This is a genomic window from Corynebacterium silvaticum (assembly GCF_004382825.2).
Classification (GTDB): domain Bacteria; phylum Actinomycetota; class Actinomycetes; order Mycobacteriales; family Mycobacteriaceae; genus Corynebacterium; species Corynebacterium silvaticum.
In genome coordinates, this window is the sequence record NZ_SDQO02000001.1 from 410,573 (window position 1) to 432,567 (window position 21,995).

17 protein-coding genes are annotated in these 21,995 nt (G+C 53.4%); 12 read left to right on the forward strand and 5 right to left on the reverse strand.

The features are described 5' to 3' along the window. Positions 1-380 precede the first annotated feature (380 nt). A complete protein-coding gene (locus ET810_RS13270) occupies positions 381-740 on the forward strand; it encodes a DCC1-like thiol-disulfide oxidoreductase family protein (protein ID WP_166740995.1) in 360 nt (119 codons plus the stop codon). On the opposite strand, the gene ET810_RS01950 is transcribed toward ET810_RS13270, so the two are convergent. After that, a complete protein-coding gene (locus ET810_RS01950) occupies positions 734-1,996 on the reverse strand; it encodes an amidohydrolase (protein ID WP_134315992.1) in 1,263 nt (420 codons plus the stop codon). The genes ET810_RS13270 and ET810_RS01950 overlap by 7 nt on opposite strands. Positions 1,997-2,109: 113 nt before the next feature. Continuing rightward, complete coding sequence (locus ET810_RS01955; protein WP_087454224.1) at positions 2,110-3,447, reverse strand: DUF4921 family protein; 1,338 nt, start codon at positions 3,445-3,447, stop codon at positions 2,110-2,112. Positions 3,448-3,478: 31 nt separating this feature from the next. Here ET810_RS01955 and ET810_RS01960 point away from each other — a divergent pair, with 31 nt between their 5' ends. Continuing rightward, on the forward strand, positions 3,479-3,910 hold the full coding sequence (locus ET810_RS01960; protein WP_087454223.1) for a hypothetical protein: 432 nt from the start codon (positions 3,479-3,481) through the stop codon (positions 3,908-3,910). Here the strand turns inward: ET810_RS01960 and ET810_RS01965 are convergent. Then, on the reverse strand, positions 3,880-5,070 hold the full coding sequence (locus ET810_RS01965) for a glycerate kinase (RefSeq protein WP_134315954.1): 1,191 nt from the start codon (positions 5,068-5,070) through the stop codon (positions 3,880-3,882). The two genes, ET810_RS01960 and ET810_RS01965, sit on opposite strands and share 31 nt — an antisense overlap. Before the next feature lie 529 nt (positions 5,071-5,599). Here ET810_RS01965 and gdhA point away from each other — a divergent pair. Beyond that, entirely contained in the window at positions 5,600-6,946 is a 1,347-nt protein-coding gene (gdhA, locus tag ET810_RS01970; protein ID WP_087454221.1) for an NADP-specific glutamate dehydrogenase, read from the forward strand. 212 nt (positions 6,947-7,158) lie between these two features. Next, a complete protein-coding gene (ald, locus tag ET810_RS01975) occupies positions 7,159-8,268 on the forward strand; it encodes an alanine dehydrogenase (protein WP_087454220.1) in 1,110 nt (369 codons plus the stop codon). Here ald and ET810_RS12280 read toward each other — a convergent pair. Further along, entirely contained in the window at positions 8,227-8,661 is a 435-nt protein-coding gene (locus tag ET810_RS12280) for a dihydrofolate reductase family protein (RefSeq protein ID WP_225870100.1), read from the reverse strand. The genes ald and ET810_RS12280 overlap by 42 nt on opposite strands. Positions 8,662-8,715: 54 nt before the next feature. Further along, positions 8,716-8,883 (reverse strand): dihydrofolate reductase family protein, encoded by a 168-nt coding sequence (locus ET810_RS12285; RefSeq protein WP_225870066.1) that lies wholly within the window; start codon positions 8,881-8,883, stop codon positions 8,716-8,718. A 420-nt stretch (positions 8,884-9,303) separates the two neighbouring features. On the opposite strand from ET810_RS12285, the gene ET810_RS01985 reads away from it, so the two are divergent. From ET810_RS01985 to ET810_RS02020, 8 genes are all read left to right on the forward strand, one after another. Next, on the forward strand, positions 9,304-10,038 hold the full coding sequence (locus tag ET810_RS01985; RefSeq protein ID WP_087454219.1) for a DivIVA domain-containing protein: 735 nt from the start codon (positions 9,304-9,306) through the stop codon (positions 10,036-10,038). Positions 10,039-10,097: 59 nt separating this feature from the next. Next, the gene (locus tag ET810_RS01990) at positions 10,098-10,628 is read left to right on the forward strand and encodes a YceD family protein (RefSeq protein ID WP_166740996.1); all 531 of its coding nucleotides are present in this window, start codon (positions 10,098-10,100) and stop codon (positions 10,626-10,628) included. Further along, complete coding sequence (rnc, locus tag ET810_RS01995; RefSeq protein WP_134315953.1) at positions 10,625-11,380, forward strand: ribonuclease III; 756 nt, start codon at positions 10,625-10,627, stop codon at positions 11,378-11,380. The genes ET810_RS01990 and rnc overlap by 4 nt, the downstream gene beginning before the upstream one ends. A gap of 24 nt (positions 11,381-11,404) precedes the next feature. Further along, positions 11,405-12,262 (forward strand): bifunctional DNA-formamidopyrimidine glycosylase/DNA-(apurinic or apyrimidinic site) lyase, encoded by an 858-nt coding sequence (gene mutM / locus ET810_RS02000; protein WP_087454216.1) that lies wholly within the window; start codon positions 11,405-11,407, stop codon positions 12,260-12,262. 270 nt (positions 12,263-12,532) lie between these two features. Beyond that, on the forward strand, positions 12,533-13,999 hold the full coding sequence (locus ET810_RS02005; RefSeq protein WP_087454215.1) for an alanine/glycine:cation symporter family protein: 1,467 nt from the start codon (positions 12,533-12,535) through the stop codon (positions 13,997-13,999). A gap of 159 nt (positions 14,000-14,158) precedes the next feature. Beyond that, positions 14,159-14,491: an acylphosphatase gene (locus ET810_RS02010; RefSeq protein ID WP_171483187.1), complete on the forward strand. Its 333-nt coding sequence runs from the start codon at positions 14,159-14,161 to the stop codon at positions 14,489-14,491. A 62-nt stretch (positions 14,492-14,553) separates the two neighbouring features. Next, positions 14,554-18,057: a chromosome segregation protein SMC gene (smc, locus tag ET810_RS02015; RefSeq protein ID WP_087454913.1), complete on the forward strand. Its 3,504-nt coding sequence runs from the start codon at positions 14,554-14,556 to the stop codon at positions 18,055-18,057. A gap of 190 nt (positions 18,058-18,247) precedes the next feature. Then, positions 18,248-21,844, forward strand: coding sequence for a hypothetical protein (locus ET810_RS02020; protein WP_134315952.1), 3,597 nt, complete (start codon positions 18,248-18,250; stop codon positions 21,842-21,844). The last annotated feature ends 151 nt before the right edge of the window (positions 21,845-21,995 follow it).

Consider the following 21,995-nt stretch of genomic DNA (forward strand, 5'->3'; position numbering starts at 1 on the left):
ACATTGCCCGTGGCATAACATATATGGAGATAACGAGGGAAATAGCTATACGACGCCCCTGCGCAGCCTCATAATCACACTGCGTTATGCCCGATGATGTGGGTTTTATGTGAGAAAAAGCGCGCAGTAGAGATGCCTCTTAACGTGATCGGATACATAGCGAGGTATCCCTGCTCACGCTAGAAAAGCAATGCAAAGACCCCACCAAGTAGGGCAAGGACAGTTCGCATAATGGTATTTAGTTCCAAAATATCCGGGTAGGGGAACAACGCATTAGCCCGGGGTTTGTGTAGTGCTGTTTTGGGGATGGCGTGGTGCTTTATTAGCAGGTAGAACTAAAAGCTCTAGAGAGCGCAAGGAAATGAAGGGGTATAAGGGCAGTGAGGCTGGAATTTTATTTTGATCGTGACTGCGGCTTTTGCGAGGTAAGTGCAGGAGTTTTGGCACGACTATGCCCGAGTACACACATAATTCCAGCCGTGCCGGATTCCTCTTATGTGGGGAAAAATATTAGTCATTCGGCGGTATCTCGGGTTAATAATTCTTGGTACCAGGGAGCGAACGCTATAGCGAGCATTCTAGAAAATGGGGGACGCAACGCTGGGCTCAGGTGCGCGGGAAGAGCGTTAAAAAACCCCGTGGTCGCCCCTTTTGCTGGAATCGTCTACAGACTAATAGCAATAAACAGGCACAGGCTCGGCCCTCTTGTTGGCGCAGAGGCCTGTCGGTTGAACTACTGATGCCCCAGATAAGTAAGCGCCGCTGTGACTGTGGCATGAGTTGCGGATGTCACCGTGGGCACATAATCGGGTAGGAAAGAGCCCATGTGATTGACCGGGATATCCGATTCTATGGTTCCGCGCCGCTCCGCGTCTTCCCATTGATCGCGTGGCGTGGCTCCCATGGTCCAGAAGAGATACGGGGAGTTGAATGCCATGGGGCTGTTGGAAAAATCTTCCGACGCTGTCCACTGGCTTGCAGTACGAGAGTCTGTCCCAAACACCTGATCAAAACTAGCTCGCACACGTGCGAACACATGGGGGTCGTTTTCTGTCAGTGGGCCGTGGGCGAAATAGCGGAAAGTAGGAGGGACAATCACTCCAGAAGCCACACATTCCGCCTGCACTACGCGTTCGATGGCGGCATAAAGTTTGTGCCGAACCTCGTTGCTGTACATACGGCAGTTCAGCACAATCCGTGCACTTCCTGGGATCGTATTGTTGGAGTGCCCTGATTCCAAGGTTCCCACAGAGACGATCGCAAAGTCTTGAGGCGCGATCTCGCGGCCCACGATGCCTTGAAGGCGAATAACGATCATGGCTGCGATATACGTGGGATCAATCGAATTATGGGGCATCGAACCATGAGCGCTTTTCCCCTCGATGCGTATTACTATGGAATCGCATGCTGCGAGGACCGCACCTGGTTTGGACATAACAACGCCAGCAGGACCTGGCACGATGTGCTGTGCGAAACACACGTCAGGACGCGGAATCTTTGCCACCAGACCGTCGGCGACCATGGCTTCAGCGCCAGCGCCGTTTTCCTCGGAGGGTTGAAAAAGCGCGATGAATGTGCCCGACCAGCGTGAGCGGTGGGCGTCGATAAGCGCACAGGCTCCCAACAACGCGGTGGTATGCATATCGTGTCCGCAAGCGTGCATAACCGGAACTGGTGATTCCCCGGAAGTATCTATGCGACGTGAAGCAAAACTTACGCCTGTGGTTTCTTCCACTGGAAGCGCGTCAAAATCGGCGCGGGCAAGGACGCACGGGCCTTCGCCGTTATTAAAGATCGCTACAACCCTGTGTCCGCCGATCGATGGGATGATGTCACAGTTGAATTCAGCAAGCTTCTCTTGGATTTTTGCGGAGGTTTCTCGTTCCCAACCAGAGAGCTCGGGGTGAGAATGCATCCACTGGTAGAAGTCCTTTTGCCAACTGAGGTCGGTCGTAGAGGAAGCCAAAAATTCAGCGATATCCATGCACTCCACCATAAAGAAAGCGACCCGAGCATTAGTAAACATCCCCCCGGTTCTTGCATCCCGGCGCGATAAGGCACCGGATACTTCCCAGGGGGTAGAGGATGCGATCGCCTGGTGAGGGCTATTTAATGCAGTGAGGTAGTGTATTTCAAACTATTGCGCTGAAGCGTGCATTCCGTAGCAATTCGAATATTCGGGGAGATGCGGCCTTGGCCACGGAGGCTATAGAGCGCATGGACAATCCGGTCTCGAACGTCCCATGGAGAAAGCGTATTCAGGTAAATTTTTGTTCCGCCCTCAAAGCCCGCGAGTGTGGATACTCGCCACTTGATCATGATGCGCCACGGCATGGGGATGTCTACGTCGGCGGGTTTATGATGCCATTCTTCATTGCAGGGGATTTGTGGGCCTGCACCGGCATGGCATGCGTGTACTAGGTCGCTCATGGCGCGGATTTCTTCTGGCGACTGCAGCCAGGGTTCAGAGACCGCTGATTTGGAGAACACCTCAAGGGTGGGGAAACGGTGACCAAAACCTGCAAAACATATGGCATGGTCGTTTTCTGCAATCACGAGGTTGTGCATGGCGGCGAAATCGACGGCCCATTCGTTATACATATTGGGGTTCTGGCGCAGTTTTTGTACTTCTATGTCGGAATGAACGCCGCGTTCATCAACAGCGACTAATTGCTTGTGTAAGTGATCAAAAGAAGCACCGGCGGGTTTGAGCCAGTTTTGAAAAACCGCAACGTAGGGCGCATAGCGGTTGCGGGCATAGAGGTCGCGCAGCGAATCTATAGTGAAACGTATAAAAGCCTCGTGTTCCTCGTGTGTGAGAGTTCCGGCAGACGCTAGTTGATCGCTGCTCGTAGCACTATCGGTGTAGTGGCGGCGGGCTATGATCACGTCATGTCCGCCACCGAAGAATGCGGGCGCGTCTTGTAAAAGCTCGCTTTCAGTGTGATCCCCACTATCACCAGCGGCTCTGCGCTTGGTTTTGGCAATTTCTAACACATGCTTCTTGCCAGAATCCGATGCTAGGTAATGTTCCATGCGGGTTTGGGTTTCCGCGTCTAAACAATATCCGTAGTTATCGTGCCAGTAATCGTAGGAGACGATCTCAAATAGATTTGGGACTCGGCGGAATTCTGCCGTCGTAGCATGAAGTTCTGCAGCGTTCACGCCGCGCAGAATGTCCCAATCGGACGTTCCCTCGGCAGGACTTAAGACCATTCGCGATTTTTCCGGAGGCGTTTCTATCTGGCGATCTGCGCAAAAAGCACAGGTGGAAACGTGGTCTTGAAAAGTGAGATCGTGGATGTCTGCTGGCAGGTGTGCCAGGGGACGGTTGCCTCTCCCCGGAACCGTCCACACTTGAGTCCCGGAGAAGGGGTTGACCTGTTTGATTGTTCCGTCTGCCATGGTCACGATCGGGGTGGGTCGCGAATACATCTGCGCGTTCATAGCTCTTTAGAATATTAGCTACTCTGGTACTATGCCTACGATTCAGTTTGATTGCCTGATAGATAGTGAAAATGCAGCGTCTATGACTAAGCGCGTGCGCACACTCAACGAGCTTCTTATTCGCGATGGCAAGATTGTATCGGCGGATGTGACTCACGATCCGCACCCTCATGTTGAGCCATTATTGGAAGATCAGCTGCGGCAAATATTGCGGGAACAAAGAGACAATGAACCGGAATATGACGAGGACGACGTAGTGGAAGCATCAGAAGATGATGTGACTGTTCAGCGTTTCTCTATTGACGTAAGCGGGGTAGGTGGTTCACTCAATGAGTTAGCGATGACGTATTCGCGTCTTTTCACCCCGCTTGCCGATCTTCCTCGTGACACACTAGCGCTCAACGATGAGCAGGCCTTTGAACAGGCCACTCCTTACCCGTGGTCGCTTGAAATTTTGAGATAAGACCTCATCACTGCGCTGCCGGCGCGGGTGAGTTGCTCTTGTGTGGAGGCGACTTCGTCGAGAGGCGCGAGCTGGATGGGAAGTGCTCCTTGTGGTGCGTCGTCAGCTAACTTGCCCGCGACGATAACAGGGAGGGTGTTTTCTCCTTTGAAGGAAAGGACTGTTCCTACTACTTTTCCTTTGGTCGACTGGGAGTCGAAGGCTCCTTCGCCGGTGATAAGGATATCCGCGTGTTGTGCCAAATCTTCAAGGCCGAGCGACTGGGCAACGACGTGTGCTCCGGGAAGAATACGCACATGATCAGCGTTTCCGTGGAATATCCCCGATAACCATGTGATACCCACTGCCAGTGCTCCTGCGGCTCCCATGCTCACGGTAGTGGGGTCGACTCCGGAGACTTCACAAAGCCGTGCAATACCTGCATCAAGTAGTGCGATGTCGCTCTCGGAGGCTCCTTTTTGAGGGCCAAATTGAGCGGCTGCGCCGTGAGGGCCGATAGCCGGTGCGGTGACGTCACTTAGCAGCACCCAGTCCATCGCTGCAGCTGGGATGTTGAGTTGAGCTGTGTCGAGGGAATCTATATCGATAAGCGCTGCGCCTCCTTGCTTGAGCGCTAGGCCGTTCTTATCCATGGGAGTGGCTCCTAGAGCCACCAAGATTCCGGTTCCTCCGTCGGTCGTTGCGGTTCCGCCGAGTCCTAGGACGATGCGCGTTGCTCCGCGTGTTTGTGCGTCGGCTATGAGTACGCCGGTTCCGTAGGTGTCCGCAAACGTAGGGTTGAGGCGGTCTGTTACTGCTGCGAGTCCGCTTGCTGCGGCGACATCGATGTATGCGGTGTGTGATGCGGAATCGAATGTGTAGGTGGCTTCGGTGAGTCGTCCGATGGCATCAGTGGTCGGTAGCGTGATCTCTTCACCGCTGAATACAGAGGAGGTGCCTTCTCCGCCGTCTGCCATGGGGGCAAGCGTGATAGTGACTGATTCTGGAGGAATGTTGAGTCGTTGGAGTTCTTGGTTAATCCCATCGCTGATGTAGCGGGCCGCTTCTGTGGAGGTAGCGGTTCCTTTAAAAGAATCGGGAGCGATCACAATATTGAGGGGTTGACGTGGCCCTTGTTGCAGATCTGCAAGGTCATATGGCGGCACATTCTCCACGGTCATGTTCGCGCATCCTTTCTCCGGTGTTCGCAGGCTGTTTGTATGGCAGGCACAGCTCTGTTTGCGCTGGTTTGGTCCGCACGTGGTGTTTGCGGACGGTCGGTTTCTTAGCCTACAGGGCTGCAATGCATGTGCAGGCCGTGATGAGGAAGTCCACAGGCTCTCAGTACCATGAGCTTTTCGACGCCACCCTGTATGGAAAACTTATCTATCAATGGGCAGATACTCGGCAGAAAAGGGCGGGTTTTCTGTGGGGTGATAGATATTTTTGGCGCCTGTGGAAAATTTTTCCCACGGGAATGTGGTTTTATTGTGGCAGGTAGGGGTCTATATTTTAATTTTTTACGACAGGTGAAATTGGTATCGCTGCGCTATTTTCGATAGTCCGATAGGTGAATTTAGATAATTCGGTGTAAAGTCACAATCGCCGGCTTGAGAGCTGGCCCGCATTCAATCTTTTGCTAGGTTGCGTCCGCGCATGTGCAGGCGTTGTGTGGGGTTCCGGAAGTAAGTTCCTAGGAGGTAGGAAAACATGTCAACGATTGACGAGCGTGTGCAGGGCTACTATGACGCACTACTAAAGCGTAATCCTGCAGAGCCTGAGTTTCACCAGGCTGTGGCGGAAGTTCTTGACTCCCTGAAAACCGTCCTGGAGAAGGATCCTCACTACGCTGATTACGGTCTTATTCAACGACTCTGCGAGCCAGAGCGCCAGTTGATGTTCCGTGTGCCATGGGTGGATGACCAAGGTGTGGTACAGATCAACCGTGGTTTCCGCGTGCAGTTCAATTCTGCAATCGGCCCATACAAGGGTGGGCTGCGTTTTCACCCATCGGTCAACCTAGGCATCATCAAGTTCTTGGGTTTTGAGCAGATTTTCAAGAACTCCCTCACAGGGCTTCCTATTGGCGGCGGCAAGGGGGGTTCGGACTTTGATCCTAAGGGCAAATCCGATGCTGAAATCATGCGCTTTTGTCAGTCATTTATGACTGAGCTGCACCGTCATATCGGCGAATATCGCGACGTTCCCGCCGGTGATATTGGAGTTGGTGGGCGTGAAATCGGCTTCCTCTTTGGACAGTATCGTCGTCTTGCTAACCAGCATGAATCGGGTGTGCTTACCGGAAAGGGTCTTACCTGGGGTGGCTCATTGGTTCGTACTGAAGCCACCGGCTACGGCCTGGTTTATTTCACTAGCGAGATGCTGGCGCATCATGGCGACTCTTTCGAAGGTAAAAAAGTCATCGTCTCGGGCTCTGGCAACGTAGCAATCTATGCTATCGCCAAGGTTCAGGAGCTTGGTGGAACCGTTATTGCTTTCTCTGATTCCTCGGGCTGGGTTGAGACTCCCAATGGTGTGGACGTCGCAAAGCTCAAGGACATCAAGGAAGTTCGTCGTGAGCGTGCCACTGCATATGTCGACGAGGTAGAGGGTGCAATTTATCACGAAGATGGATCCATCTGGGACCTTCCCTGTGACGTAGCTTTGCCTTGTGCAACTCAAAACGAACTTGATGGCGACCATGCCAAGAAGCTCGCAGAAAATGGTTGTAAGTATGTTGCAGAAGGCGCCAATATGCCGTCGACTGCAGAGGCTATTGAGGTTTACCGTGAAAAGGGTATCCACTTTGGCCCAGGCAAAGCTGCCAATGCAGGCGGTGTGGCTACATCGGCCCTGGAGATGCAGCAGAATGCCTCCCGTGATTCTTGGAGCTTTGAATATGCGGATGAACGCCTCCGGGAAATCATGCGTGGAATTTTCCAGAATTGTGAGCGCACTGCCCGCGAGTATGGGCATGAAGGCGACTACGTGATCGGTGCTAACATCGCCGGCTTTAAAAAGGTTGCCGATGCGATGCTCGCTCAAGGCGTGATCTAAAACTCGTCATCGATTCTTAACGTGAAATTGCTGTGTATACAGCGGTTTCACGTTTTTCTTTTATTCAAGGAACTGATTGTAGTGGGGATGGAACAAGTTGTTGCACATCAATATCTTTAAAAGTAGTGACGCCAGCCACAAATAATCCTACACTGGGGGCACAATGGTCCTCACATTGGTCCGCACAACGGCCCCAGAGAAAGGAACACATCATGCTTATCGGCTGCCCGACAGAGATTAAAAACAATGAATCTCGCGTTGCACTGACCCCCGCTGGCGTAGTTGAACTGGTAAAACGTGGACATGATGTGATGATTCAAACTGGCGCGGGAATTGCTTCTGGTATTGAAGACTCTGCATATGTAAAAGCTGGTGCCCGGATCGCAGGCGATGCCGCAGAAGCATGGTCGGCAGATGTCGTGATCAAAGTAAAAGAGCCACTTTCTGAGGAGTATGGCTACTTTCAACAGGGACAAATTCTGTTCACCTACCTGCATCTGGCTGCGGCCCCTGAGGCTGCCAAAGCGCTTTTGGAAGCCGGAGTGACCGCCATAGCGTATGAGACAGTCACCGGTGATCAAGGCTTGCCGCTCCTAGCTCCCATGAGCGAGGTCGCAGGGCGTCTTGCTGCGCAGGTAGGGGCGTATCACCTCATGCGCACGCAACGCGGAGCGGGAGTTTTGTTGTCGGGTGTGCCGGGGACCGCGCCGGGCAAAGTGACAATCATTGGCGGCGGGGTTGTGGGGGAGTCGGCCGCTCGAATCGCTGTGGGATTAGGCGCTCAAGTGACGCTTCTCGACGTCAACCTGGATCGACTGCGTGATCTCTCGGCGCAGTACGGGCCTCGTCTTATCACCATGGCAAGTAACGCTTATAACATTGCGCACGCAGTTGCTGACGCTGACCTGGTGATCGGTTCTGTGTTGATTCCCGGGGCCGCTGCGCCAAAACTTGTTACCCATGAACATGTGCTGTCTATGCGGGAGGGGACGGTTCTTGTTGATATAGCTATTGACCAGGGCGGTTGCTTTGCTGATTCTCATCCCACCACACACGACGACCCAACGTTTATTGTCGATGGAAAAGTCTTCTACTGTGTGACAAACATGCCTGGCGCGGTACCGGTGACCTCTACCGCTGCGCTGACTAACGCCACGCTTCCTTTCTTGCTTTCTCTGGCAGATAAAGGTTGGCGCAAGGCAATGGCCGATGATCCACACTTTGCGGCGGGGCTTAATACTGCGGAAGGGGAACTAACCAACGCTGCGGTGGGAGAAGCACTAGGGCTGGAGTCTGTAACCCCAGCTTCTCTCATCTCCTAGCGAGCGTTTGGGGCACAACGTATCCGTCCGGGTCGGAATTGCGGTACTAGTTTGAATCTGGACGTGGGCCGTATAGGTGGCTATAACGTTTCCCTTTGACGTCGTAGAAGCTGAGATCAGTTGTAGACGCGTAAGCGGGAGACCCTCAAAAAGCGTAGGGCCGGTGCCAACGATCACTGGATGCATAATGAGCGTGATCTCATCCATGATGCCGGCTTCCACGCACTGGCGGACTACAGAGAGTGAACCCTGGATTGCAATATCGCGTCCGGGCTGCTCTTTGAGGTTGCTGATGTAGGTGATGAGGTTATCGTCGATAAGCTGCGTATTGGACCACGTAATATCTTGAGGCTGTAAGGATGTGCTGGCCACATGCTTTGGCGTGGAATTAATAAAGTCAGCGAACCCGGCATCAGGGCCGTCAGTAACAGCAGGCCAATAGGATGACTATTCGTTATAGCTGTTGCGTCCAAGGATGGCGTCGTCGATACGTCCGATGCTTTCGGTCATAAGCTGTGCTAGTTCCTGATCAAAAGCATCAAATTGGAATGTGTCGGGGCGGGTGGCGCGCCCATCGACAGAATAGAAAAGTGTTGCTACAAGTTTGCGGGTCATGGGGATCCTTAAGGGATAGGGCCACGTATGCGTGGTTGCGAGAAAGCTGCTCTACGCCAGTTCTTCTAGGAACCGCGGTTGTCTCTGCGGAAGTTGTTTGGCGGCCGGAAAAGTTGTGCTTACTGAGTGGTCACACAGGAAGCTTGTGTCAATAGGGTGCTGAAAGCGCGTGCTAAGTACAAAAGATTGTACACAACAAGAAAAGCGTGGCGTGGCAATTGAGTGCTGCTAGCAGTAAATCGTGCTCGCCGCAAAGACACGTCTATATGTGAATATTGAGACCTTCTGGGGCGTAAAAGTATCTCTGAGACAAATATTTTTGGGGGAGGCGCGGCGCTAAAAGCCCAGTTCTGGCGGTTTGCGCAAAATAATTTGGCGTTAAGAATGGAAAGGCTGTGTACTGGGAAGTACCCTTAAAGCATGTACCGCGTATTCGAATGCCTTGATGAACTTGTCCAGACTGTAGAGCAGGCATATGGCGTTCCAATGACGTCTAACTGCATGGTTCCTCGTAATGAGATGCTGGCGCTTCTCGACGACCTACGCAATGCGCTGCCGGTCGAAGTCGATGATGCTCAGGATGTCCTCGATCAGCGCGATGAAATCATTCGTGGTGCTGAGGAGCGCGCACACGAAACGGTTTCTTCGGCGGACCGTGAGGCCACAAGCATTATGGAGCGTGCCCGTCAGGAATCTGACACGATGCTTACGGATGCAGAAAACCGTGCTCACGCCACGGTTGCTAAAGCACAAGACGACGCTGACCACATGGTCAACAGCGCGCGTCGAGAAGCTGACGACACTATTAATCGTGCACAAAATGAGGCCGAGCGAATCGTCGCGAGTGGCAATGAGCAGTACCAACGTAGCGTGGACGAGGGCCTAGCGGAGCAGCATAGGTTGGTGAGCGAAGCTGAAGTTGTGCGCCGCGCGAACGAAGAGGCTCACCGCGTTGTCGATGCCGCCCATGCCGACTCGAACCGCTTGCGTCAAGAATGCGATGCATTTGTGGAGAACAAGCTGTCCGAGTTTGAGGACTCACTTTCTGCAACACTTCGTACTATCTCTCGTGATCGTGCCGCTCTGCGCAGGGGTGCAGGTGCCTCTGCCGGTGCAACTACCATGCCGTCAACGCGCGGTGGATACGAGAACTAGAGCCTCCTTAAGGTGTACAAGTACTCGTTAGCACTGCTAGCGAGTACACTCAAGGGACGATGATGAACGATTCTTCTCCTTTTATTTTTAACGTGTCCTCGCTGCTGCGGGGTTATGCTATGCCCGAAACCTTTACGCAGACTGGACCTAGTCCTGTTCGCATTGGTCCCGCGATGATCGGGATTCCAGAAGGCGGCTCGGTCCAGGTTGATGTGACCCTTATTCCGCTGGGAGATGCCGTTATAGCAGAAGCGACGATTCGGGCGGAGCTGGAGGGCGAATGTGCACGCTGCTTGAAGCTGCTCACCCCAGACGCAGAATTTCATGTGAGTGAAGTTTTTGCGGCAACCGATGACTTCATCCAAGGGGAGGACAACGAGGGGGAGGACGATGTGTCAAAGATTATTGACGACTCGATAGATCTCCTTCAAGTTGTTATCGATGAAGCTGGTATGAACTTACCGTTTAACCCGGTGTGCGAAGCCGGTTGCGATGATTCGGAATCCGATGTGCCGGCACCTGATGGAGTGTCTGGGGAGAAGCAGGATCGAACTGATCCGCGCTGGGCTGGATTGGAGAAATTCCTGTGAGCAGAAAAAAACAACGAGCAACCGGTTTTGATGCCTTGCAGGAAGCCTTCGACCGTATTAATTACGACTCTTTGATTGACTCTTTGGGCGTTGATATTCCTCAAGATCTGCTGATGTTGGCGTTGACGCACCGGTCCTTTGCCAATGAAAACGGGACTCTTCCAAACAACGAGCGTTTGGAGTTCCTCGGCGATGCCGTTTTGGGGCTGTCCGTTGCCGGTAAATTGTACGAACAATACCCATCGAGGGCGGAAAGTGACATCTCCAAGATGCGCGCGAGCATAGTGAGCCGTTATGGCCTTGCTGATATTGCTCGGGAGATTAAGTTGGGTAGCTTCATTTTGCTGGGCAAAGGGGAGCTGATGACTAATGGTAGAGACAAGGAATCGATTCTTGCTGATACCACTGAAGCTCTCTTGGGGGCAATCTACTTAGCACACGGCTTTGAAGTTGCTCGGGCCACGGTTTTACGACTTTTCCAAAAGAAGATCGATACTGCCAGTGCCGTCGGTGTCGGTATGCACCAAGACTGGAAAACCACGCTTCAGGAGCGCGCTGCTGAGCGTAAACTTCCCGTGCCGGTATACACAGCTTCCTCCACGGGGCCAGAACACAGCCAAACATTTACTGCTGTCGTTACCGTGGGCACTGCGACTTTGGGAGAAGGAATAGGACCCAATAAGAAACTTGCAGAGCAGGCAGCAGCACATAAAGCGGTTGTCTTCCTTCAAGAAAACCCCACGTTTTCTTGAATCCTTAAAATTAAGGATCACGCCGTGCCTGAATTGCCAGAGGTAGAGGTTGTTCGTCGGGGGCTTGAATGTCACGCCGTTGGGAAGACTTTGACTTCGGTGACAGTCTCCCATCCGCGTGCTGTCCGTTATGTAGAAGGCGGCTCGCGGGAACTTGAGGCACGGTTACGGGGACGAGTACTTTCCTCGGTGTATCGGCGTGGAAAGTTTTTGTGGTTTGTTTTGGATGATTCCTGTGCGCTCATGGTTCATCTAGGTATGAGTGGGCAAATGCTCATTAAGCGTACCGACGCCCACTCGCATCCGCATACCCGGATCCGATGTTCCCTTAGCAATGAAGTGGAGCAGGGAGAATTATGGTTTGTAGATCAGCGCACGTTTGGCTATTGGCGACTTGCTGAATTGACCTATGCGCATAACCGATTAGTTCCCGAACCAATGGCTCACATAGCGGCTGATCTCTTGGAGCCCACGCAGGATCTTATGGCAACAGCGCGATTGATAAAGTCCAAACAAGTAGAGATTAAAAAACTGCTTCTTAATCAAGAGATCGTTGCGGGGATCGGCAATATATATGCAGATGAGATACTCTGGTCTGCACAAATACACCCTAGGCAGAAAGCACATCGGCTTTCATTGAATGCAATTCACTCGCTTCTGTGCGAGGGACAAAAAGTGATGAATAAAGCCCTGTTGCAGGGTGGAACGAGTTTTGATTCGCTGTATGTCAATGTGAATGGGCAGTCTGGCTATTTTGATGTTTCCTTGCAAGCCTATGGGCAAGAGGGGAGACCGTGTGGACGCTGCAGTACCGCGGTGATTCGGGAAAAATTCACCAATCGCTCAAGCCACTTGTGTCCACGCTGTCAGCGGCTGCATTAAGTGCCCTATGAAAACAAAATATTTTTGGTTGGTTAGCCGAAAATATGGAGTTTATTTGAAGGGAAACAGGGGATTGTGGGGTACTCAGCTCATTCTTATCGAATGTGGAAATATGTAGTGGATTGACTAGAAAAACTGGTATTTCCCAAGGAAAATGCGATGACTGGCCCTTATTCCTTTATTAACTTCAAGTGGGATGGGGGCTAATGATGCCGTGCCTCACAAGTCAGGATTACGTGAGATTAAGTCACTGCCGGTACGATTCGCCACATGGAAAGTGTGCAGACGTTTGTCACTGACGTCATCAATGACAACTATTGGAAGATCATCCCCTTCCTTCTCATTGCTGCAGGAGTCTACTTCGCTGTTCGTACACTGGTCGTTCAAATTCGAATGATTCCAGATATGTTCCGAGCAGTTGCAGAAAAACAAGACACACCTGAGTCCCACACAGATGAGCAAGGTATTTCTGCGTTCAAAGCTTTCACCATCTCTGCCGCTTCCCGTGTGGGAACTGGAAACGTCGCCGGAGTCGCCGTAGCAATCACGCTAGGCGGCCCCGGCGCCGTTTTTTGGATGTGGATGATCGCGCTCCTAGGCGGTGCAACCGCCTTTGTGGAATCGACTCTGGCACAGCTGTGGAAGACGAAAACTGCGGATGGCACGTATCGCGGTGGCCCGGCGTATTACATGACCAGGGGTATAAATGCGCGATGGCTAGCAGTCATCTTCGGCGTAGCCATCACGATTACTTACGGTTTTGTCTATAACTCGATCCAGGCAAACTCTATCGTCGAGGCGACTGGCGCTTCTTTCGACTCCTCGACGATGACTTTTAAAGTCGTCGTCGGGCTGATCCTAGCGGCTGTGACTGGCGTGATTATCTTTGGTGGCGTTCACAGGATCGCAAACTTTACCCAGATCATCGTTCCAGTTATGGCATTGGCGTATTTGGCTATCGGCATCCTTGTTTTGTTGCTCAACGTGGAAAAGATACCCGGAATGTTTGCCAGCATCCTGGAGCACGCCTTGGGATTTAAAGAGATCGCAGGTGCGACAGTGGGCGCTGCGTTTATGAACGGTATGCGCCGTGGCTTGTTCTCTAACGAGGCTGGTCAAGGTTCTGCACCGAATGCTGCAGGAACAGCCAACGTCTCCCACCCCGTAAAGCAAGGCTTGGTGCAGACTTTGGGCGTGTATTTTGACACGATTTTGGTGTGTTCCATTACCGCTTTCATTATTTTGCTGGGTAATCCGACTTTTGGCGATAACGTTCAAGGTGCCACCTTGACGCAGTCGGCTCTTGCCGGCGAGGTCGGCGCATGGGGCACACACTTTGTCACCGTTATCCTGTTCTTCCTCGCATTTTCCTCGGTGATTGGTAACACCTTCTTGGCGCAGTCCAACATTGAGTACTTCACAAACTCTAAAGCTGTGATGACTACTTTCCGCATCATTGTGATGGCTTGTGTGTTCGGTGGGGCCATCGGCCCGTTGCCGTTGGTTTGGGCTCTGGGGGATACCTTTGCTGCGACAATGGTCGTGATCAACTTGATTGCTATTATTCCGCTGGGCGGAGTTGCTGTGAAGCTGTTGAAGAATTACAACCAGCAAAAGGCACAAGGCCTCGACCCTGTTTTCCATCGCGACATGCTCCCCGAGCTTAAAAATGTAGAGTGCTGGGACGGTTCGGATCCGGTTACTCGCCGCGACCATCAGATCGTGCGTGAAGTGTAATACAAAGAATTACAGAAAAGCCCTGTTTTCTTGCGGGAACTTGCCCAAAGTGCCCTGCGTAAGAAAGCGGGGCTTTGTGCTGTTTAAGATGTCAACAGCATTGAGGGGAGGCGTCGACACGCTTATAAGGGGGCTTGGGTATGGTAGTGGAAACTCATTATGAAAGGTCGATACGTGGACAACGGTGAATCTAGGGGAGCAGCGAGACAACCTGAGCAGGTTCGGCTCACCGCCTGGGTTCATGGACATGTACAAGGGGTGGGATTTAGGTGGTGGATGTACACCCAAGCGATGGAGCGCGGGTTAGCTGGTTCTGCCACGAATCTTGTGGACGGTCGAGTATGCGTTGTCGCAGAAGGCGACGCTGAATCCTGCCAAAGCCTGTTACATATTCTTAAACGACCTGATGTAGATGGCAGGCCTGGAACCGTGTCTACGGTGGTGGAACTCTGGTCTGAGCCCAAAGGCGTGCACGGTTTTATCACCCGCTAAAACATGTTTGTTTGCTGGCTTGTCGTGATTCCTCTGCACGATGGTTTGCTAGACTGCCTTGGGTGTATTTGAAGTCGCTTACGCTTAGAGGATTTAAGTCCTTTGCCTCTGCGACGACCCTAAAATTTGAGCCAGGAATCTGCGCTGTGGTGGGCCCGAATGGGTCTGGAAAATCCAATGTTGTGGATGCACTTGCTTGGGTGATGGGGGAACAAGGTGCAAAGAACCTGCGTGGCGGCAAGATGGAAGACGTCATTTTTGCGGGAGCAGGGGAGCGCAAACCACTCGGCCGGGCGGAAGTCACGCTCACCATCGACAATAGCGATGGCGCTTTGCCTATTGAGTATCGTGAAGTTTCTGTTACTCGCCGTATGTTCCGTGATGGTGCTAGCGAATACGAAATCAACGGCAGCCGCGCCCGCCTCATGGACATCCAAGAGCTGCTCTCTGATTCCGGCATTGGTCGGGAAATGCACGTTATTGTTGGGCAGGGCAGCCTTGCACAAATACTTGAATCACGTCCTGAGGATCGCCGGGCGTTCATCGAAGAGGCAGCAGGGGTACTAAAGCACCGGCGACGAAAAGAAAAAGCGCAACGCAAGCTCGTCGGCATGCAAGCAAATCTGGATCGCCTTAATGACCTCACAACGGAGCTGCGTCGACAACTTAAGCCACTGGCGCGCCAAGCCGAAGCTGCGCAACGTGCCGCTACCGTTCAAGCAGACGTAAGGGACTCTAGATTACGGCTTGCCGGGCACCGCGTAGTGGAATTACAAGAACAGCTTAATTCCGCGGAGTCCCAGGCGCGGGTGCTATTGGAAAAGGTCGAGCTCGTCACCGAACAACTCGAAGAAGCAACTGCGCAGCAAACGGAGATAGACGATCTCCTAGCGGAGGCAACCCCGCGCGCAGAAAGTGCACAGCACCTATGGTTTGAACTTTCTGCCTTGGCGGAGCGGGTAGCCGCGACCCAGAGAATCGCTTCCGACCGTGCCTCTTCCATACAAGAAGTTGCCTATTCTGGCCCGGATCCAGAAATTTTAGAGAACAAAGCCGCGCGTGCAGATGACGAATACCGGGAGCTGGCGGAAGCCGCAGAGATCGCGCGGGAGCGTTTAGACGCCATCCACGAAGAGGCAGAGCAGCGTGAAGAGGCCGCTCGTGAGGCGGAACAGGAGCACCTAGCGCAGGTCCGAGCCATTGCAGATAGACGCGAGGGCGTAGTCAGACTTCTCGCTTCAGAAGAATCCCAACGCAAGCAAGTTGAGTCGGCCCAAGCTGAGGTTTCGCGCTTAACAGAAACATCCCAGGCTTCTTCTCAGCGCCAGCGCGAGCTGATAAATGAGAAAACTGCGATAGATGAGACCGTAGCTCAGTTACAGGCGGAGATGTCTCCGCTCAGTGAGCGCCACGCGCAGGCAACGACGGAGGCCGAAACCTCCGAAAAACGGCTTGAGCAGCTCCGCGTACAGCGTGGTTCCATCGACAAATTAGTGTCTCGGTTGGAATCGCGCATTGAGACCTTAACCGCAACCCTGCAGGTGGCAACCTCAGAAAACGTGCTCTCTGGGCTGGAGGAATGCGCTCCTCTTGGGCCAAAGATTCGTCCACGACCGGGTGCAGAGAAGGCAGTTTCTGCCGCTTTGGGGCGCTTTACCGAGGCATTAGTAGCTGCAATCTTTGACGCAGGATCTGTGAACGATCTTGATTCGGTTGCTCGGACCATTGTGGTCACCAGCGCAGGTTCCGAGGGCTGGCGCATGGATGCTGATCTGCCTTCTGGCGCATCATGGCTACTAGACCACGTAGACATGGACAGTGATGTCCGCGGTGCTATCACGCGAGTGCTTGCCGACGCAGTCTGGGTGCCAGACCTAGAAGCGGGACGAACCCTCATAGAACAAGACCCACGGTTGCGTGCTGTCACTTCTGAGGGCACCATGCTGGGGCAAGGATGGATTGAGTTAGGCTCTGGCGGCTATAGCTCAGTGGAAGCTGCGTCTCATATAGAAACAGCTCAAGCTGAACTTGATATAGCTCACGCCCAGTTGGAAGAGTTATCTGGAACTTTGGAGGGCGCCCACCATGCTGCTGCAGAGGCCCGCGTTGCGGCTGCCCGCGCAACAGCGGCTTTAAGGGATCACCAGCATCGAATTTCTGAAGCTGAAAGGGACAGCTCCAGATTGCAGCAGCAGTGCGACGCCCATCAAAAGCAACACCAACAAGCTCTTGAACAATGCACAAAAGCTGAAACACGAATGCACCAGCTCCAGGAAGAATGGGAGGAGATAAAGAGTCGTCTGGATAGAGTGTCAGACAGTGACACCCCAGAAGAACCCTCCAGTGTCGCCCGGGATGAAGCTGCTTCCGCCTTGGCTCAGATCAAAGCGATGGAGATGGAAGCACGCTTGAACTTGAGGACAGCCGAGGAACGCGCGGAAAATGCTCAGGGTAAGGGCGAGGGGTTGCGTCGACAAGCTCATTACGAGCGCCAAGCAAAAATCCGCCATGAGCAAGCGATGGAACGCCGGATAAAACAGTCGCGTCTGGCGGCTGCAGTTGCTGAGGGTGCGAACATGCTTGCCCAGCGAGTATCCACGGCATTGGAGAAAGCAGCCACGGAGAAGAACTCAGCTATCGCAGAACGTACTCGCCTGGCAGCCCAGGCCGCTAGTGCAAAAGATGCGGTCAATGCTCTACAGAATCAGCTCAACCGACTGAGCGATACTGCTCATGCCTCAGAAATCGCCCAAAGCCAGTCTCAAGTGAGGCTAGAGGAAGCCCAAGAAAAATTAGTCGAGCAACTCGGCGTGCCGATAACGGACTTGTTGCGTGACTACGCGCCGGGAGCTGATTTTGACGTAGCTGCGGAACGCGCGCGTCTGAAGCAAGCAGAAAAAGACCTCAGTGCGCTTGGCGAGGTGAATCCTTTGGCTTTGGAGGAATTTAAGGCGCTAGAAGAGCGATATGAGTTTTTGTCCACCCAGCTAGCCGACGTGGAGCAGGCACGACAAGACCTCGGAGGCGTGATCGAGGACGTAGACGCGAAAATCCTGCAACTTTTTACCGACGCATGGCGCGACGTAGAGGCTGAGTTTCCGAAGGTTTTTGCAACTTTGTTCCCAGGCGGGGAGGGGCGTCTTATCCTGACCGAGCCCGACGACATGCTGGCTACGGGAATTGAAGTGGAAGCTCGCCCTCCAGGAAAGAAAGTAAAGCGGTTGTCTTTGCTCTCTGGTGGTGAGAAATCGCTGACTGCGCTGGCAATGTTGGTTGCTATTTTCCGGGCTCGGCCTAGTCCGTTTTACGTGATGGATGAGGTGGAAGCAGCACTTGATGATGTTAACCTTCGTCGTTTGATCGCTTTGTTTGAAGAGCTGCGGAAAGACTCCCAGCTCATCGTTATTACGCACCAGAAAACAACGATGGACGTAGCCAACGTGCTGTACGGCGTAACAATGTGTGGCGACGGCGTAACGCGTGTGATCTCTCAGCATATGAGCCCAGGTGCAGTAGCGGTTGCGCAAGGCGATTCTTCAGGGAACACGCCAGAGGAGAAGGCTTGAGAAAACCCACGCAGAATTAGTGTGGTCTGCCCGTATTCTTTGGCATCGCCAGCCGGATTATAGCGCTGAAATTTATGAGTATTCAGCGCGCTGCGGCGGTTAGGTATTGAGCCTTTGTGCAGGGTATCCTCGAATCTTTGTCACATCTTCGTATCTACTTTGTATCTAAAACTTTTAAGAAAGGGGACACATGAGCGAGTCAGTTCATCCGATCGCAGACATTACGGATTCACTGCTAGGTTGGGCTTCGCAAACAGAATTGGAACTCGCTCAGCGGCTTCAAGCTGAGACGCTTGTGATCAACGTTGATTTGCGTGACGATGAGCTTGAAAGAATCGAACGGCTTTACGGTATTTTCCTTACCCGCCAGCTTGTCGCCGGAGCAGACCTGAAGGCACTGTTAGGAGTTAGCCCAGCGTTGACCATCACCACTTTGGTCGGTCGGGCGCGTCGCGTTGTAGACACTGATAATTTTATTGCGGAGTACCTGGGCGGCCTGGGGCTTTCTCCAGAGTCGCAGGCAGTAGTCGGTGGGGTTGATGTTGCGCAGGTACTTGCCGAGGTAGCACCAGCAGCTTTTACGTCCCTTGATTTGTATACGGCACCCGTCGGAGATTTCGCTGAACTACTGTGCGTTCATGCCGGTATTGTGAACAATGAAGTCCCCGCGCTTCTAGAGCTTTTCGACGCCCACGAGGTAACCACTGCAGCTGAAGTCGCAGAAATAATCGTTGCCGCTGCAGAGCCACGGCTGTTCGCCCACGCACTTGCGGTAGCGCCAGTAGAAGCCACCAGGGTTTTGGCTGGTATTACCGCATTGCGAGACTTTGCTCTCGAACACCCGAATTCTTGGTTTGATCGCTCCTATGCATGCTGTGAACCACAGCTTCCCGCGCCTATCGCTGCAGCTGTGCGCGCAGAACTTCGTGAGCGCCCGGTGGGGACGCTGGATCGTGAGTCTGCAGTGGGCGTGGCAAACCGTGAGCTACGTCCGCGAATTTTGCTTGATGTTTCCCGACGGAAGGTATGCCTGCGTCTTCCTGAGCAGCGTGTACCTACGCTGGAAGACGGGAGCTTTGGGGAGGTCAACTGGCGCGTTAGCATCGACGGAACCACAAAGGTTTATCGCACAGGGTGCGCGTGGGGAGACGTCTCTGGCTTAGCGCAGCAGCTGGATGTCACCATTTCTCACCCCGTCCGTGAGGTGACCGTTCAAGACGTAACCAATGGGATTACGTGGAATGTTCCGGTGGTGGATAACGACGACCCGACTGTGATCTTTACATCGCGTGGCACCAATGTGACGGATAAAGTTTCCCTTCACCACCATAATCTTCTCGTCTTGGCACCAGCCGATGCCACCTTGATGGATGTGGGCAGCGATCATGAGATCTATGAGTCTGATTCCTTTAGCGTAGAAGGCTGGGAGGGCTGGTTGTGCCACGATCTGGATGTCAACACCGTGGCTTCTATTGCTACCGTGGCTCCTGGTACAAACCCCAGCATGGATCGCGTACGTAGCGTCGATCCTCGTCAACGCGTCATTTTCCGCTCTCCCGACTACGCGATTGATTATTTGAGCAGCTCCGGCGGGCTTCCTATTCACGCTGAGTCGCTTGTCGCAGAATTTCCTCCTACGCCATCGGGGCAAACAGAAACCTGGTACCTGACGATTTCCTCGTTTGGTGGCGTCGGCTCTGCAGGTGAAGAGGTTGCACCGCCGGAGCCTTTGGAGGTTCCAGCTGAGGGTGGGGCTTTTGCTGTTTTCGATCCTGAGCTTTACGACGCCCCATGGGTAGGAGAGTACCTCGTGCGTCTGCGCGGTCCTCGTAATGAAAGCTTTAGGCATGAATATGCAATCGTCGAGGGTGCACACGCAAATATCAACGTTATCGGCGCGTGCCGTTCCTTCCGCATTCCTTCTGGCGGCGGTTTGTCGGAAACCGTACTCACCCTGCGCTCAAGTGATAAAGAATTTATTGTTGAGCCATCTGAGGTTGTGGTGCGGGCACTAGAACCAGCCGCTAATGTGATCGTGTCCACTGAGGAGGGGGACCAACTTCCGCTTCGCTTTAGCCCACCAAGCCTTGCTTTTGAGTTCCCACTTCTTACGGAACCTCCGATGTGGCGCGCAAGCCGCTTGACTCTCCGCCCGCGTGATATTGATATGCGCGGCATCCTGCGCATCCGCGGTCGTGGTGAGCTCGGCGATCCCAAGATCACTGTGCGTAACCACCATGGCGCTCCAGTGAAGACCGCGCGCTTGCGCAGCAACGACGGTGGCCTCACCTACGTCACGCCCATGGCAACGATCGCTAGCTCCACCAATGTGTTGCCCTTCGGGCGAGTGGATTTTGAATGGACGGATCCCGTAAGCGATCGACGTGTTTCTGTGGCACTGGCAGATATTCATTCTTCCGATGCAGAAGAATTGACCTTGGTTGATGAGACCATTGTGGTTTCCGGTGGTGGGGAACGTCCTTTGGGTGTCTGGGTATGGCCTGCCACAGCGCCGTGGGCTCCAGCGCGTGCGCTTCCTGTTGTCGAGGGATCCGTGAAGCTTCCGAGTTCACTTGTTAAAGCCGGCAATCTTATTGTTCAGGTGCACACAGTAGATCGTTTTATGACTCTCATCGCTCCCGTGTCGCCGGGGGGAAATGCGGTGATTCTTGAGCAGCCTGGTCACTTTGAGGGAACCGACCCCGCGCTTGGGGCGCTATCGGCGTTTTTGGCTGGGGAAACTGAGGAGGTGCCGGCGTCGGAAAGCATCATGCCAGTGCTCTGGGACATGGTGACCACGGGCGTGGCCTCGGGAGAATCCGCTAAATCTGTCCGCAAGGTGTTCAGCAGCAATCCGAGTGCCGCGCTGACAGGCCTATCGGAATCGCTTGTTCCCGCAGGTAAGCAGCCAGGTCGCGTGGTAGAAAGCGGATTGGTGCGAGCGAGGTTCGAGGCGGGAGTAGGCACTCATCACAGGGCGCCGTGGATCGGCGTGCTAGAGCTGCTGGGGTCCCTGGACTCCATGACAGGCGCAGACGGAAAACCGCTGGCACCGGTTACTCCAGAATCTGCTGAGCCTTCTGCGGCGGATGAAGACTTGGTAGCTGCCGTGCTAGGTGGAGAAACCCTTGTCAAGGCTGATGCGGGTCGAAAGAAGATCAGTGACGGTGTGGCTGCAAAGCGAGAGATTCTTGCCAATATCAAGGACATTGCCGGCGATAACGTTGTGAGCATCCTGAAGACTGGACGTGACACCACGCTGGACACGGCGTGTATTGATAAATCCACAGTAGCGATTGCAGGTATGGCTAAAGCCCAGCAAGCAGCGCTATTGGAGATGTTCTTCTCTCGTTCACAAATCGTTCCTGGATCGCTCATGGACGACGGAACACGTTTGCTTGCGGTCTTTGAGACCTTTAATAAACGCACCGAACTGCGTGAGCTCTTGAGCAATGAAGGCCTGATTAAGTCAGCGGTAACGTTGCTTCGCACCCTGCGCAGTACTAACAAGGTTCTCTACTCAATGGCGCGAATCCGTTTTGACAAGCTCGATGGCGTGGACACCGATGCACATGAAAATTTGTGGGCACTCACGCCGGTAGTCTCCCTGGTGCTGGCATTGGCCGCTCGAATGCATGCTCATGGGCTGGTGTCGTCTAACAAAACGCTCGATGCCGCGACACCAGGTTGGGCAAAGCTTGCCGACGTCGTGCCGGACCTTGTTACCGGCGACTTGATCGCCGCAGACGCCATTATCTTGGCGCTGGCTAAACCAGGTATCGCTTAAATGACGGGCTAATCGCATGGCCTGCTCACAAGCCCGTAAGACGTGGTTGGAACTTACGTTTTACGGGCTTGTGCGTTGCTGCTTAGGGCGTTGCGAGGGGATAGGAAAAGCTACAGAGGTGTAAAACCCGCAAGAATTTGCAACTATTAGA

Bases quoted from the DNA above. Each gene is read 5' to 3' on its own strand.
- ET810_RS12285 (WP_225870066.1), bottom strand. From the start codon at position 8,883: ATGACCCGCAAACTTGTAGCAACACTTTTCTATTCTGTCGATGGGCGC.
- ET810_RS01950 (WP_134315992.1), bottom strand. From the start codon at position 1,996: ATGGTGGAGTGCATGGATATCGCTGAATTTTTGGCTTCCTCTACGACC.
- gdhA (WP_087454221.1), top strand. From the start codon at position 5,600: ATGTCAACGATTGACGAGCGTGTGCAGGGCTACTATGACGCACTACTA.
- ET810_RS01990 (WP_166740996.1), top strand. From the start codon at position 10,098: ATGATGAACGATTCTTCTCCTTTTATTTTTAACGTGTCCTCGCTGCTG.
- ET810_RS02010 (WP_171483187.1), top strand. From the start codon at position 14,159: ATGAAAGGTCGATACGTGGACAACGGTGAATCTAGGGGAGCAGCGAGA.
- ET810_RS02005 (WP_087454215.1), top strand. From the start codon at position 12,533: ATGGAAAGTGTGCAGACGTTTGTCACTGACGTCATCAATGACAACTAT.
- ET810_RS02020 (WP_134315952.1), top strand. From the start codon at position 18,248: ATGAGCGAGTCAGTTCATCCGATCGCAGACATTACGGATTCACTGCTA.
- ET810_RS01960 (WP_087454223.1), top strand. From the start codon at position 3,479: ATGCCTACGATTCAGTTTGATTGCCTGATAGATAGTGAAAATGCAGCG.
- ET810_RS01965 (WP_134315954.1), bottom strand. From the start codon at position 5,070: ATGACCGTGGAGAATGTGCCGCCATATGACCTTGCAGATCTGCAACAA.
- ET810_RS01985 (WP_087454219.1), top strand. From the start codon at position 9,304: ATGTACCGCGTATTCGAATGCCTTGATGAACTTGTCCAGACTGTAGAG.
- ET810_RS01955 (WP_087454224.1), bottom strand. From the start codon at position 3,447: ATGAACGCGCAGATGTATTCGCGACCCACCCCGATCGTGACCATGGCA.
- ald (WP_087454220.1), top strand. From the start codon at position 7,159: ATGCTTATCGGCTGCCCGACAGAGATTAAAAACAATGAATCTCGCGTT.